The sequence below is a fragment of the Kitasatospora sp. NPDC058444 genome, assembly GCF_042721415.1.
In the GTDB taxonomy this organism is placed as follows: Bacteria; Actinomycetota; Actinomycetes; order Streptomycetales; family Streptomycetaceae; genus Kitasatospora.
The window spans coordinates 135540-148709 of sequence record NZ_JBHXLL010000015.1 but is presented as its reverse complement, the minus strand read 5'-3'; the positions used below and the strand labels follow the sequence as shown (position 1 = coordinate 148709).

Annotated in this window: 13 protein-coding genes; 5 read left to right on the top strand and 8 right to left on the bottom strand. The window is 74.8% G+C overall.

Features of this window, described 5'->3' with window-relative positions:
- Positions 1–102: 102 nt before the first annotated feature.
- Genes ACFWP2_RS18240 through ACFWP2_RS18230 form a run of 3 tightly spaced genes read right to left on the bottom strand, consistent with a single transcriptional unit; the run spans position 103 to position 2231 of the window.
- Entirely contained in the window at positions 103–1227 is a 1125-nt protein-coding gene (locus ACFWP2_RS18240) for a serine hydrolase domain-containing protein (RefSeq protein WP_380452376.1), read from the bottom strand.
- 47 nt (positions 1228–1274) lie between these two features.
- Positions 1275–1790, bottom strand: coding sequence for a GNAT family N-acetyltransferase (locus ACFWP2_RS18235; RefSeq protein ID WP_380452374.1), 516 nt, complete (start codon positions 1788–1790; stop codon positions 1275–1277).
- A 24-nt stretch (positions 1791–1814) separates the two neighbouring features.
- Positions 1815–2231: an ankyrin repeat domain-containing protein gene (locus tag ACFWP2_RS18230; RefSeq protein WP_380452372.1), complete on the bottom strand. Its 417-nt coding sequence runs from the start codon at positions 2229–2231 to the stop codon at positions 1815–1817.
- A gap of 396 nt (positions 2232–2627) precedes the next feature.
- On the opposite strand from ACFWP2_RS18230, the gene ACFWP2_RS18225 reads away from it, so the two are divergent.
- From ACFWP2_RS18225 to ACFWP2_RS18215, 3 genes are all read left to right on the top strand, one after another.
- Positions 2628–2822, top strand: a complete 195-nt coding sequence (locus tag ACFWP2_RS18225; RefSeq protein WP_360339363.1) for a hypothetical protein — start codon at positions 2628–2630, stop codon at positions 2820–2822.
- Between the two features lie 109 nt (positions 2823–2931).
- Positions 2932–4548, top strand: coding sequence for a hypothetical protein (locus ACFWP2_RS18220; RefSeq protein ID WP_380452369.1), 1617 nt, complete (start codon positions 2932–2934; stop codon positions 4546–4548).
- A 323-nt stretch (positions 4549–4871) separates the two neighbouring features.
- Complete coding sequence (locus ACFWP2_RS18215) at positions 4872–5246, top strand: RNA polymerase-binding protein RbpA (RefSeq protein ID WP_360339357.1); 375 nt, start codon at positions 4872–4874, stop codon at positions 5244–5246.
- Positions 5247–5411: 165 nt separating this feature from the next.
- On the opposite strand, the gene fxsA is transcribed toward ACFWP2_RS18215, so the two are convergent.
- The 4 genes from fxsA to ACFWP2_RS18195 all read right to left on the bottom strand — a co-directional run bounded on the left by fxsA (position 5412) and on the right by ACFWP2_RS18195 (position 10178).
- Positions 5412–5990 carry an FxsA family membrane protein gene (fxsA, locus tag ACFWP2_RS18210; protein ID WP_380452366.1) on the bottom strand — a complete coding sequence of 193 codons (579 nt, stop codon included), beginning with the start codon at positions 5988–5990 and terminating at the stop codon, positions 5412–5414.
- Between the two features lie 55 nt (positions 5991–6045).
- On the bottom strand, positions 6046–7692 hold the full coding sequence (gene lnt, locus ACFWP2_RS18205) for an apolipoprotein N-acyltransferase (protein ID WP_380452364.1): 1647 nt from the start codon (positions 7690–7692) through the stop codon (positions 6046–6048).
- A 387-nt stretch (positions 7693–8079) separates the two neighbouring features.
- Entirely contained in the window at positions 8080–9687 is a 1608-nt protein-coding gene (locus ACFWP2_RS18200; RefSeq protein WP_380452362.1) for an amidohydrolase, read from the bottom strand.
- A gap of 50 nt (positions 9688–9737) precedes the next feature.
- On the bottom strand, positions 9738–10178 hold the full coding sequence (locus tag ACFWP2_RS18195) for an Lrp/AsnC family transcriptional regulator (protein WP_045694655.1): 441 nt from the start codon (positions 10176–10178) through the stop codon (positions 9738–9740).
- Between the two features lie 229 nt (positions 10179–10407).
- Between ACFWP2_RS18195 and ACFWP2_RS18190 the strand changes: the two genes are divergently transcribed.
- Complete coding sequence (locus ACFWP2_RS18190; RefSeq protein WP_380452360.1) at positions 10408–10929, top strand: hypothetical protein; 522 nt, start codon at positions 10408–10410, stop codon at positions 10927–10929.
- Positions 10930–11042: 113 nt separating this feature from the next.
- Here ACFWP2_RS18190 and ACFWP2_RS18185 read toward each other — a convergent pair whose 3' ends face one another.
- Positions 11043–12206 (bottom strand): acyl-CoA dehydrogenase family protein, encoded by a 1164-nt coding sequence (locus tag ACFWP2_RS18185; protein WP_380452358.1) that lies wholly within the window; start codon positions 12204–12206, stop codon positions 11043–11045.
- A 210-nt stretch (positions 12207–12416) separates the two neighbouring features.
- Here ACFWP2_RS18185 and ACFWP2_RS18180 point away from each other — a divergent pair, with 210 nt between their 5' ends.
- Positions 12417–13073 (top strand): uridine kinase, encoded by a 657-nt coding sequence (locus ACFWP2_RS18180; protein ID WP_380452356.1) that lies wholly within the window; start codon positions 12417–12419, stop codon positions 13071–13073.
- Positions 13074–13170 lie beyond the last annotated feature (97 nt).

The window sequence follows — 13170 nt, the reverse complement described above, 5'->3', positions numbered from 1 at the left end:
TCCTCCGCCGGGTGCCTGTCCCCGTGGTCACTCTGCCGCGATTCCGGCCCCGGAAGCGGCGGTTCGCGGCTAATCCACCCGAATGAGTGCCGACGGGGGCGGCTACCCGAACACGGCCCGCCGGAAGGCGTTGCGCAGGTCGGTGAGCTGCTGGATCCCCCGGTCGTAGTGCACCTTGTTGGTGAGCAGCAGGGCCCAGCGGCCGAGTCCGCGGTTGAGCCAGAAGCCGGTGCCGGTGAAGCCGTAGTGGACGAAGGTGCCCTCGGCCGGTTCGGTGCCGGGGGCGTGGAGCCAGGACAGTCCGCGGGCGGGGGCGAGGCCGCCGGTGTGCTCGCGCAGCGATTCCCCGATCCACGGCTCGCCCCAGGGCGGCCCGGACGGCGGGGCGAGCAGCGCGGTGAGGAAGCGGGCGAGGTCGCGGGCGGTGGAGAAGGCCCCGGCGTTGCCGGAGACCCCGCCGAGCAGCCGGGCGGAGGGGTCGTGGACGACGCCGCACAGGTGGGCGCCGGCGCCCTCGTCGTACTCGGTGGGCGCGGTGCGGGCGAGGAGCGCGGCGTCGAGCGGGCCGTAGCGCGTGTCGGTCATGCCGAGCGGCCGCCAGACCCAGCGTGCGGCGAGCTCGTCCAGCGGCGCGCCGCCGAGGTCCTCGACCAGGTAGGTGAGCAGCACGGCGGCGCGGTCGGTGTACTCGACGGCCGTGCCCGGCGGGCGGTGCAGCGGGGCGGCGAGGACCCCGGCCCGGATCGCCGCGAGGTCGCGCCCGTAGAGCCGCTCGAAGCGGGTGTACGGGAGCATCCCCGCGGTGTGGGTGAGGAGTTGACGGACCGTCACCGCTCCGGCGGGATGTCCGGCGGCCGGCGTCCACCAGCCGCCGAGCGGCTCGTCCAGCGGGAGCCGCCCGGACTGCCGCAGCACTCCGGCGCAGGGCCAGAGCGCGACGACCTTGGTGAGGCTGGCGAGGTCGTACAGCGTGTCCGGTCCGGGCCTCAGCCGCGCGTACCGCCCCTGGCCGAGCACGCCGTGGCCGCCGCCGCCGAGCGTGCCGCCGGCGTCGCCGACGGCCCAGACGGCGCCCGCCCCGACGGTGTGCGCGCCGTCCCGGACCAGCCGGTCCAGCTCCCCACCGGGCGCGGCCAGGGCGGGGAGCCGGTCGGCTCCGGGCGCGACCGGCGCATCCTGTACGGCCTGTGCGTCCGGCGCGCTGGCTCCAGGTGCTCGGTGGCTCATCCGTCCCCCTCTCGGGCCGACGGGAGCCTTCCCCGCGCGGCGGCCGCTCAGACCGCCGGAGTCAACTCCTTGCCGAGGCAGATGCTCTGCTCGTGGTCCTTGTAGATGCCGAACTTCCGGATCGCGGCGTAGCCCTCGGACGTGTACAGCGCGATGGCCTCGGGCTGCTCGGTGCCGGTCTCCAGGATGAAGCGGGTCCGCCCGGCCTCGATCGCGGTCCGCTCCAGGCGGCCCAGCACCGCCCTGGCCAGGCCCCGGCCGCGGGCCGCGGGTATCACGAACATCCGCTTCAGCTCGGCGTCGCCGTCGCGCAGGCCGCTCGGGCCGGCCTGCTTGGCCCGCCAGCCGCCGCAGGCGACCGGACGGCCGTCCAGGTAGGCGATCATGAACAGGCCGGCCGGCGCCTCGAAGTCCTCGGGGCGCAGGACCGTGTCGTCCGGCCCGCCGTAGCGGCGCACGTACTCCTGCTGCACCTCCGCCGACAGGAGCTGGGCGTCGGGGTGGGCGTAGCCGGTGACGCGGAACTCGACGGTTCCGCCGGCCGGGACGGTGCTGGTGCTCATGACGGAAAAGCCTACGGTCCCGGCTCAGCCGACCTCGAACCGGGCGACCAGGTCCTCCTTGCCGAACATCCGGGCGGTGTCCACGGCGCTCGGGGCACCGGCCCGCGGGTCGGCGCCGCCGGCCAGCAGGACGTCGAGCACGTCGGTGGCGCCCTTGAAGACGGCGCCCGCCAGCGGGGTCTGCCCGTGGTCGTTGACGCGGTTCGGGTCGGCGCCGTGCCGCAGCAGCTCCGCCACGGTGGCGGCGTGGCCGTGGTAGGCGGCGAGCATGACCAGGCTGTCGCCGCGGCCGTTGGTGAGGTCGGCCGGGGCGCCGGCGGCCAGGTAGGCGGAGAGGGTCTCGGTCTCCCCGGCGCGGGCGGCGTCGAAGAGCTTCCCGGCGAGCGCGACCACGTCGGCGTCGGGGGCGTCGGCGGGCTGCTGGCTGGCGGCGTCGGTCATCGGAGGGCGGCCTTTCCGGTCGGGTGGTCGGTCGGTCTCGGGCTGCGCCCAGGGCACGGTAGCGGCCGGTGCCGCGGCGGACCAGCGGGCGTCCGGAATCCGGATGACGGCCCGCGCCCGCCACGACACGCGGCCGCGCGTGTTGCGCAGCCATTGGAGCGAACTTCCCGGACCCCCCGGAAACTTCCCGCCCCCCGCCCGGGAATGCCTCGACACATCGAATCCCCTCCGCGCCCGGCCCCCACCCCGGCCGGTTCGCATACCGCCGTCCGGCGGTCGGAACGGTATTGACGGCAGAACCACCCATTTGCACCGTTCCATCATCTATTACTTTTTGTCACGATGAGTGCACTTTACGTAACACCCCCGCTTGTCCCCCTTCCTGAGGAGCGGAACGTGATCCTCTCGATTTCCGGCATCGTCCTGTTCGGCACCATCGGCTTTCTCTTCTTCCGCCGGGACGGACTAAAGGTCTCCCACGCCATCGTCTGCGCCCTCTTCGGCTTCTACATCGCGGGCTCCTCGATCGCACCGAGCATCACCGCGGGCGGCGCGAGCCTCGCCAGCCTGCTCAGCGGCATCAGGTTCTGACCGCACCCGGCTCTCCCCCGTACCGGCCCGGGCGCGGATCCCACCGCCCCGGGCCCCGTCGTTCCCACCCGCGCCACCCCACCCGTCCCACCGCCCGGGGAGTCAAGGAATGCCGCTCCACCGCCACCTCACCAAGGGCCGCGCGATCGCCCGGACCGCCGGGGACCACGCCTCCGACATGTTCGCCCCGCTCTCCGTGATCAGCCGCGGCCTGCGCCACCACGTCGACTGGGCCAAGTCCCGCTGGCAGGCCACCCCGAAGGACCGCCGCGGGCCGACGCTGTTCCTGACCGCCGCCCTGCTGATCGGCGTCTACCTGCTGCCGCACGGCCTGCTGTTCGCCCTGATCGCCCTGATGGCCAGCGCCGCCTGGGCCGGCCGGGCCCCCAGGACGGCGCCCGCGCCGCCCGCCCCGGACGTCGCCGACGTCAAGCTCGCCGCCCTCTACGCGGCGCTCACCCCGTACCTGTGCGGCCCCGAGGACGCCAACCCGCTCTACCACTTCGAGGGCAGCCACAAGGACGCCTTCCGCGCGTGGGACTTCGACGGCGAGGGCCGGCTCTCCCGGCTGGAGATGACCTACCCCGCCTACTTCACCGACACCGAGCCGGCCTCCCGGGCCCGGATCGAGCAGGTGATCCAGGGCAAGGCCGGCCGGGCCCGCGAGTACCGCTTCGACTGGGACGAGGAGTCCAACCGGCTGCGGATCACCGCGCTCGCCCCGCTGCCCACCGACATCGCCGCCCAGCGCTTCGTGGCGGCCCCCGGCGAGATCGTGCTGGGCTTCACCGACGAGGACGGCACCGCGAGGACCATCCCGGTCACCCGGAGCGGCGCCGTCGTCCAGCAGCCGCCGGTGGTCTGGCGCACCGGCCCGCGCTCCTCCGAGCCGCACCTGCTGGCGCTCGGCGTCACCGGCCACGGCACCTCCAGCCTGCTGCGCTCGGTCGCGCTCCAGGCCCTCCCGTACGCCGACCTGGTGGTGGTCGACGGCGCGGGCACCGGCGAGCACGCCTGCCTGGTGAACCGGCCCGGCGTGCACACCGTGGAGACCAGCCTGCACGGCGCGCTGGCCGCCCTGGACTGGGCTGTCGGCGAGACCGAGCGCCGGCTCGGCGCGCTCAACGCCGCCCGGCACGCCGGAACCGCCCCGCCCGAGGACGTCACCCGGCCGCTGTGGCTGCTGCTGGACCACCCGACCGAGCTGAGCGAACTCGCCCGGGCCGAGGGCCGCCCCGACCCGCAGGACCTGCTGGAGCTCCCGCTGCGGCACGGCCGGGCCGCCCGGGTCACCGTGGTGATCGCCGACGACCTGGAGGCCCGGGACCGGATCACCCCCACCGTCCGGGCCACCACCCGGGCCCGCGTGGTGCTCGGCCCGGCCGGCCCGGACGAGGGGCGCGAGGCGCTCGGCGCGCCGCTGGACATCGTGCCCGCCGCCCACGCCCCGATCGGACGCGGCTACGCTCGGATCGGCAACGGCGCCCCGGTCCGGCTCCAGGTGCCCGCCACCGTCGATCCGCTGGACGACGAGGCCCCGGCCCCGCTGCGGGAGGCGGTGATCGCCCTGCTGCCGCACCGGGACACCCGCACCGGGGCGGCGGCCGCCGTTCCGCCCCGCCCGGACCACCCGCCGGTGGTGCCCGCGGCCGACCAGGACGCGCCGGCCCGTCCGGTCGACCTGGCCAAGGGCGAGCCGATGATCCGTTCACGCCCGATCTCCTGACGGCGGGGCCGGGGAGCCTCCGGGCCGGTTTTCCCGGACGGTCCGGAGGCTCCCCGGCAGGGGTCGGCGCCCGGCCCCGAATCCCGTCCCGGTACGCTCGTCACGGAAAGTCCGCACGATCACCAGATGTGAAATAGGTGACACCTGGGGTGATATCACCGGCCAGATGTGACAAATCGGGCGCAGGTGGGTACAAACAGGGGCGGCACTACAGACGACGCATGTCCCCGGACGGGAATCTTCGTCGGAAGCCGAGCGTTGACCGAACGACGAAGAACAGCGACCACTAGTCCTGTGGGCCATAAGCCCGGGAGGCACGATTCATGAGCGAGCGAGCTCTCCGCGGCACGCGACTCGGGGCCACTAGCTACGAGACCGACCGTGGTATCGATCTGGCTCCCCGCCAGACCGTCGAGTACGCATGTCAGAACGGACACCGTTTCGAGGTTCCTTTCTCGGTCGAGGCGGAGATCCCCGCGACCTGGGAATGCCGCTTCTGCGGCCAGGAGGCGGTGCTTCTCGACGGTGACGAGCCGGAGGAGAAGAAGACCAAGCCGACGCGCACCCATTGGGACATGCTGATGGAGCGCCGTACGCGTGAGGAGCTGGAGGAGGTGCTGGCCGAACGGCTGGCCGTGCTCCGCTCCGGTGGGATGAACCTCGCGGTGCACCCGCGGGACACCCGCAAGAGCGCCTGACACCTCGCTCCCGCCCCGAGCGGGAGGACGCGAAAAGGGACCCTGGCCACCAGGGTCCCTTTCGCGTTGTCCGGCACCGCCCGGCAGGCCCCCCGGGGTACGCCGCGCGCGGAGCCCCCGAGGGGCGGGGTCCGCCACGCCTCGGGGGCTCCGGTGGGAAGGGGGTCAGCCCGCGATCGGCGGGCGGTAGGTGGTGTCCGGGCCCTGCGGGCCGCGCGGGCCCTCCTCCGGGTCCACGACCTCGCCCTGGATCACCTTGCCGTCCGGGCGGTGGATGCGCAGCTGCTCCTGGAGCCGCATCGCGTCCGCGAACGGGTCGGCGCCGACCACGGAGGCGCTGCGCAGCGCCTTCTCCGCGGCCCGGCGCCCGAGCACCCGCCACAGCGCCCGGGTGGGCGGGAAGAGCAGGGTCAGGGCCAGCAGGTCCGACAGGAAGCCGGGGACGATCAGCAGCAGACCGGCCAGCACGGTCATGCTGGTACCGGTCTGCGGCTGCTGGGACTGCGGGTTCTTGCTCTGCTCGATCGCCGCCGACAGCGCCTTCAGCCCGGCCCGCTTGATCAGCGAGCCGCCGATCAGGGCGCCCGCGATCAGCAGCAGCACGACGGTGAATCCGCCCAGCCACGAGCCGACCTGGACCAGCAGCCAGATCTCCAGCACCAGCCAGGCGGTGATCAGCAGCGGCAGCACCCGGCGGAGCCTGCTACGCGGGGCCGGACGGGTGGGGGTAGCTTGCTGGGTCACGGTACGAATCCACTCCAAGCGGTGCTCTGCGCGCCGCACGGGAGGTCCGGGCCGGCTACGGCACCACCTGGTCCAACGATTCCTTCCCGGCCGGTGTTCCAGCCGGGGCCTTCCGGCGCCGTCCGACCAGCACCGCCGCGCCGCAGGCCAGCAGGCCGCCGACGGCCAGCGTCCACTCCGGGGCGGCGCCGACCTCGTCGGCCACCGTGGTGCCGTCGCGCAGCGGGACGGTGGCGGACAGCTCGGCCGCGGTCAGCTCCTCGGTGCGCTGCTGGACGCTGCCGTCCGGGGCGATCACCGCGCTGATGCCGCTGGTGGCGGCGATCAGCACCGCCCGGCCGTGCTCGACGGCCCGCAACCGGCTCATCGCCAGCTGCTGCTCGGGCTGCCCGGTCTTCGCGTACGTCGCGTTGTTGGTCTGGACGACCAGGACCCGGGCGCCGCTGTCCACGGTGTCGCGGACGATCTCGTCGTACGCGACCTCGAAGCAGATCACGTCGCCGATCCTGGCCGGGCCGAGCTGCATCACGCCGTTGTGGTCGCCGGGGTAGAAGTCCCGGGCGACCCGCTGGAGCCGGGTGATCACCTTCATCAGCTGGGCGCGGAAGGGGACGTACTCGCCGAACGGGACGGGGTGCTGCTTGGTGTAGGAGGCGCCGGGGCCGGTGACCGGGTCCCAGACGATGCCCTCGTTCTGGACGTGCTGCGCGTCCGGGCCGTCCACCAGGGTGCCGACCAGGGTGGGCACGCCGACCGCCTTGACCGCCTGGTCGATCCGCTGGCGGGCCAGCGGATCGCTGAACGGGTCGAGGTCGGAGGAGTTCTCCGGCCAGATCACGATGTCGGGGCGCTCGACCTTGCCGGCCCTGATGTCGGCGGCGAGCCGCTCGGTGGCCGCGGCGTGGTTGTTGAGGACCATCATCGGGCGGCCCAGGAAGTCCATGCCCGGGTTGGGCACGTTGCCCTGGACGATGGCGACCCTGACGGTGTCGGCGGCGGCCGTGGGCACCGGGACGAGGTAGCCGGCCAGCAGCGCGGCCACCGCACCGAGTGCCGCCAGCGCGGCCGCCTTCGGGGCCTTGCGGGGCCCGCGCACCCGCAGGGCGGCCCAGGCCAGCAGGGCGCCGCAGAGGGCGACCGCGAAGGTCACCAGCGGCGCGCCGCCGAGCGCGGCCAGCGGGGTGAACGGGGTGGCGGTGTTGGCGAAGGCGAGCCGGCCCCACGGGAAGCCGCCGAGCGGCAGCCGGTCGCGGGCCCACTCCTGGGTGACCCACAGGCAGGCCGCCCAGAGCGGTGCGCCGGGCAGCCGGGAGATCACGGCCAGGGCGCCGCCGAGCAGGGCCAGGAACAGCGCCTCCACGACGGACAGGCCGATCGTGGCGTCCCAGCCGACCACCCGCAGCCAGCTGAGCAGCATCAGGAAGAACGGCAGGCCGAAGGCGAAGCCGGTCCACAGGCCCTGGCGGAAGGTGCGGCCCCGGGTGAGCAGCGAGAGCGCGGCGACGCCGAGCAGCGACAGCGGCCACAGGTCGTACGGCGGGAAGGCGAGGGCCAGCAGCAGGCCGGCCAGCACGGCGAGTCCGGTACGGGGAAGCCCGGCGCGGACCTTGGCGAGCGCGCGGGCTCCGCGGTTCGGTCGTGGTGCCGGCTCCTGCGGCTCGGGCACGGCCTCGGGCCGTTCCTGGGTGACGGGAGTGGCCACCGGCGCACCATCTTCCTGGGGCTTGCTGTTCGGACGCTGTGCGAAGAAGGTACCCCGGAACGTCGGTGGCCCGTGAGGTGAGGGTGGTGAGGCGGTCAGCGCGGGGCGCGGCGGGACTCCCGCGGCGGCCGGTGCCCGGTGAGCCGGTCGCGGACGGCGCGGGTGCGGCCGGGCTGCGGGTGCCTCGGTGGGGACCGTCGCGCGCCGGATGCCCGCCGCCGGAGGCGCCCTGGTCCAGGCGGCGTGGTCGGAGGCGTTGTGCCGCTCGCCCCGGGGCTCCGGGCGGAGCTCCGGGGCGAGCGGCTCGCGCGGGACGGTGAGGTCGGCGGGCACCGGTTCGGTCCTGGTCGATCGGCCTGGGCCGCTGCGGCCCGCCGTTCCACGGGTCTACCGCTGGTACACCGTGCGGCCGCGGACCACGGTGCGCAGGCAGGTCGGCAGCGGGTGGCCCGGGGTGAGGTCGGGCAGGCCGGGGGTGCCGGAGCGCGGGTCGGTGGACCAGCCGGCCACCCGGGAGTCGGGGGCCTGGACGACCAGCTCGCCGGCCGCCCAGATCGCGTAGCTGGCGACGGCGCCGGGGACGAGCACGCCGTCCTGGTCGCGGCCGATCGCGCGCCAGCCGCCGCGGGTGTGGGCGGTGAACGCGGCGCGGACCGAGATCCGGTGGTCCAGCGTCCGGTGGAAGGCCGCCGCGCGGACGGTGCCCCAGGGGTCGAGCGGGGTGACCGGGGCGTCCGAGCCGAAGGCCAGCGGGACGCCGGCCCGCAGCAGCGCCGCGAAGGGGTTGAGGGCGGCCGCCCGCTCGGCGCCCAGGCGCTGGACGTACATGCCCTCCGGGCCGCCCCAGGCGGCGTCGAAGGCGGGCTGGACGGAGGCGGTCAGGCCGAGTTCGGCGAAGGCGGCGACGGCCTTGTCGTCCAGCGCCTCGGCGTGCTCGACGCGGTGGCGCATCGCCTTGACCCGGTCGGCGCCGACCCGGGCGCCGGCCGCCCGGACGCCGTCGAGGACGGCCGTGACCGCCGCGTCGCCGATGGCGTGGAACCCGGCCTGGAGCCCGGCCTCGGTGCAGGCGGCGACGTGGTCGGCGACCTGCTCGGCGGCCAGGTAGGCGGTGCCGGTGTGCTCGGCGTCCTCGTACGGGGCGTGCAGGCAGGCGGTGTGCGAGCCGAGCGCGCCGTCCACGAAGAGGTCGCCGCCGGCGCCCACCGCACCGAGCCTGCGGGCGGTCTCGACGCCGCCCAACTCGCCCCAGTAGCCGAAGACTTCGGGCCCCTCGCCGTCGGCGGCCAGCGCCAGCAGGGCGGCCAGGTCGGCCTCCGAGGAGATCTCCGGGCCGGCGCACTCGTGCAGGGCGCCGATGCCGAGTTCGGCGGCGCGGGCCAGGGTGGCGCGCTGGGCGCGGCGGCGCTGCTCGGGGGTGAGGCGGGCCAGCGCGGTCTGCCGGACGGCGTGGTGGGCGTCCTTGGTGAGCGGGCCCTCGGGGTCGTAGCCGGGCGCCTCGGCCAGGCCCTCGGTGAGGGTGCGCAGCGCGGTGGTGGCGAGCGCGGAGTGCACGTCGGTGCGGGAGAGGTAGAGCGCGGCGCCGCGGGCGGCGGCGTCGAGTTCGGCGAGCGTGGGCGGGCGGCCCTCGGGCCAGCCGGTCTCGTCCCAGCCGTGGCCGATCAGCACCCCGCCGGGCTCGGGCCGGGCCTCGACGAAGGCGGTGACGGCGGCCAGGGTGGCGGCCAGCGAGGGGCTGCCGGTGAGGTCGAGGCCGGTGAGCGCCAGGCCGGTGGCGGTGGCGTGCACGTGGGCGTCCACGAAGGCGGGGGTGACCAGGGCGCCGTCCAGCTCGACGATCTCGTCGGCGGTCGCGGCGTACGCCTCGGCGGCGCCGTCGCTGCCGACCCAGGCGACGTGCCCGCCCTCCACGAGCATCGCGGTGGCGAAGGGGTCGGCGGGGCTGTAGACGGCGCCGCCGCGCAGCAGGACGGTCCGTGGGGTGCTTTCGGTCATGCCGCCAAGTCTGCACGTCACCGGTTCCGCCGCGCGGACCGGCCCGCGGTTCAGAGCTTCGGGGGGCGCGCCTCGTACGGCGTGGACAGCACGACGGTGGTGCGGGTGGAGACGCCGGCGGCGCTGCGGATGCGGGCGAGCAGGTCCTCCAGGTCGCCGGGGGCGCCGACGCGGACCTTGAGTATGTAGTTCTCGTCGCCGGCGACGCTGTGGCAGGCCTCGATCTCGGGCAGGCCGGCCAGCCGCTCGGGGGTGTCGTCCGGGGCGCTCGGGTCGAAGGGTTTGACCGAGATGAACGCGGTCAGCGCCAGGTCGACGGCGTCCGGGTCGATGATCGCGGTGTAGCCGCGGATCACCCCGCGCTGTTCGAGGCGGCGCACCCGCTGGTGCACCGCCGAGGTGGACAGGCCGGTGGCCTTGCCCAGGTCCGTGTAGCTCATCCGGCCGTCTTCGAGGAGCAGCTGGACGATGCGTTGGTCGAGATCCTCCACAGTGCGCAAACCTACCCGGTCGGGAGCACGGGGGGCGCACGCGGTGGCACGGGGAGGGTTCGCAGGTGCCGGGCGGGCACATGCCGGGTGAATGTGGCACCGGATGTGGCCAAGGACACACCCGGTGCATCACGGTGCACGGGACCGCAGGGTTATGAGTCCGGATCACAGGGAAGTGCTGGTTGTGGCCCTGGACGACCACGCCGGGCCCGATCCTAGGGGGATCCTCATGCCTGCTACCGACCAGCGTGTGCTGGGCTCCGACGAGACCGACGATACGGTCGACCGCGAGGACCTCGCGGTCGACCACCTGCTTGGCGCCGACCCCGGCGAGGCGGAGATCTGGGACATCTTCCGGGTCGACTGCCCCGAGTGCCGCCGCCCGATCGCCCTCGTGGCGGACGAGGAGCGGCTGCCTCAGCACGCATTGCTGCCGACCGCCTGGAACCCCTTCGCCCCCGCGATCTGCCCGGGTTCGGGCACGCCGACGGACGGCCTGGCCGAGGTCGAGGCCCCGCAGGACGCCGAACCGGCCGGCTTCGAGGCGCTGTTCAAGCTCCCGAGCGGGCTGGACTGGCGCACCCAGCCGTTCTCGCACGCCGTCGCGGACCGCCCGGTACGGCTCGCCGCGGTCCCCCAGGCCGCCCCGGTGGCGCCCGCCGTCCCGACCGTCGCGGCGCTGCGGTCCGCGATCCCGGAGCAGCGTCGCCGTCGTCCGGCGCTGACCGGCCGCACCGCCAAGGCGAGCTGACCCTCCGCAGGGAACGCCTCCGGCCGTCACTCCGCACCCTGGAGTGACGGCCGGAGGCCGTGTGGAGGGGCGGGGCCGCCGGGCGGTTCGACGCCGGGCGGCCCCTGGGCGGATCAGCCGTTCGTGAGGTGGCGGCCGATCACCAGGCGCTGGATCTGGTTGGTGCCCTCGACGATCTGCAGGACCTTGGCCTCGCGCAGGTAGCGCTCGGCCGGGAAGTCCTGGGTGTAGCCGTAGCCGCCGAGCACCTGGACGGCGTCGGTGGTCACCCGCATCGCCGTGTCGGTGCAGAACAGCTTGGCCATCGCCGCCTCCTTGGAGAACGGCCGGCCGGCGTCCCGCAGCCGGGCGGCGGACAGGTAGAGCGAGCGGCCGGCCTCGATCTGGGTGGCCATGTCGGCGAGCATGAAGGACAGGCCCTGGAACTCGGCGATCGGGCGGCCGAACTGGCGCCGGGTGCGGGCGTAGTCGACCGCGAGGTCGAGCGCGGCCTGGGCGACGCCGACGGCGCAGGCGGCGATGCCGAGGCGGCCGGAGTCCAGCGCGGCGAGGGCGATCTGGAAGCCCTGCCCCTCCTCGCCGATCAGCCGCTCGCGCGGGACCCGCGCGCCGTCGAAGTGCAGCTGCGCGGTCGGCGAGGAGCGCATGCCCATCTTGTGCTCCGGCGGGGCCGCGGACAGGCCCTGCTGGGTGCCGGGGACGAGCAGGCAGCTGATGCCCTTGGGGCCGTCCACGCCGGTGCGCACCAGGGCGCTGTAGAAGTCGGCCTGGCCGCCGTGGGTGATCCAGGCCTTGGTGCCGTTCACCACGTACGCCTCGCCGTCGAGGTCGGCGCGGGTGCGCAGCGCGGCCGCGTCGGAGCCGGACTGCGGCTCGGAGAGGCAGTAGGCGCCGAGCTGCTCGCCGGAGAGCATGGCGGGCAGCCACCTGTCGCGCTGCTCGTCGGTGCCGAAGGTGGCCAGGGCGTGGCAGGAGAGGGTGTGCACGCTGACGCCGAGGCCGACGGCCAGCCAGCCGGCCGCGAGCTCCTCCAGCACCTGGAGGTACACCTCGTAGGGCTGTTCGCCGCCGCCGTGCTTCTCGTCGTACGGGAGGGAGAGCAGGCCGGCGTCGCCGAGGGTGCGGAAGACGTCCCGCGGGAAGCGGTCGGCGGCCTCGTCGTCCGCCGCGCGCGGCTGGAGTTCGCGCTGGACCAGGTCCCGGGTGAGGCTCAGCAGCTCGCGGGCCTCCTCGGTGGGCAGCTGGCGCTCCACGGCTTTCACAGGGGAGGGGGTCATGGCGGTGGTCGCCTCCTCGTTCGGGCGCCGGACCGAGGTGTCGGCTGACCCGGCGGGGTGCGGCTTGTCGGACCGACCGGCACCGGGTTGCGGTGAACGGCCGTTCACAGTCGTGGCGAAGGCGAGTATGCCCGAAACCCGCGCTGCCGTCACGACCTGCACAGATGAACTGTCCGCAGTGGCGGGCTACGGCACCGTAGGGTTGACGTTGTGGCTGCATCCGAACCTTTTCCGTCCCCGCTCCGGACCGCTCCGGACGACCGGCTGACCGCGCTCGCGGCGGAGCTGCGCGCACTGGCGCCCTCCTGCGGTCCGGTGCGGCTGGTCGCGGTGGACGGGCACGCGGGCTCCGGCAAGACCACCTTCGCCGGGCGGCTGGCGGCGGCGCTCGGCGGGGCCCCGGTGGTCCACCTCGACGACCTGGCCACCCACCGCGAGCCGTTCGAGTGGACCGGACGCCTGTCCGAGCAGGTGCTGGAGCCGCTGGCGGCCGGACGGGACGCCGAGTACCGGGTGTACGACTGGACGCTGCGCCGCTTCGCCGGCACGGCCGCGGTGCCGGCCGCCCCGGTGGTGCTGGTCGAGGGGGTCGGCGCGGGCCGGCGGGCGGTGCGGCCGTGGCTGGCCCGGGTGATCTGGATGGAGCTGGACGCCGCCGCGGCCCGGCGGCGCGGGGAGGAGCGGGACGGTCCGGATCTGGCCGAGTTCTGGGCGGGCTGGGCCCGGGCCGAATCGGCGCATTTCGCCGCCGATCCGAGCCGTCCGTACGCCGCGACGCGGGTCGACGGGGTGACCGGCCGGATCGCCCCGGGCACCGTCGGTGAATCTTCAACCACCGCCTTGACCTGCGACATCGCCAGGACCTAGGTTCTCCTCAGTCGCCGGAACACAAGCTTCCGGTTACCTCGGACCCGGCGCCCCCGGCTTGTTCCCCCGTGAGCCGGGGGCGCCGTCCGGTCCCCTT

Bases quoted from the DNA above. Each gene is read 5' to 3' on its own strand.
- ACFWP2_RS18240 (WP_380452376.1), bottom strand. From the start codon at position 1,227: ATGAGCCACCGAGCACCTGGAGCCAGCGCGCCGGACGCACAGGCCGTA.
- ACFWP2_RS18235 (WP_380452374.1), bottom strand. From the start codon at position 1,790: ATGAGCACCAGCACCGTCCCGGCCGGCGGAACCGTCGAGTTCCGCGTC.
- ACFWP2_RS18230 (WP_380452372.1), bottom strand. From the start codon at position 2,231: ATGACCGACGCCGCCAGCCAGCAGCCCGCCGACGCCCCCGACGCCGAC.
- ACFWP2_RS18220 (WP_380452369.1), top strand. From the start codon at position 2,932: ATGCCGCTCCACCGCCACCTCACCAAGGGCCGCGCGATCGCCCGGACC.
- ACFWP2_RS18215 (WP_360339357.1), top strand. From the start codon at position 4,872: ATGAGCGAGCGAGCTCTCCGCGGCACGCGACTCGGGGCCACTAGCTAC.
- ACFWP2_RS18200 (WP_380452362.1), bottom strand. From the start codon at position 9,687: ATGACCGAAAGCACCCCACGGACCGTCCTGCTGCGCGGCGGCGCCGTC.
- ACFWP2_RS18190 (WP_380452360.1), top strand. From the start codon at position 10,408: ATGCCTGCTACCGACCAGCGTGTGCTGGGCTCCGACGAGACCGACGAT.
- ACFWP2_RS18185 (WP_380452358.1), bottom strand. From the start codon at position 12,206: ATGACCCCCTCCCCTGTGAAAGCCGTGGAGCGCCAGCTGCCCACCGAG.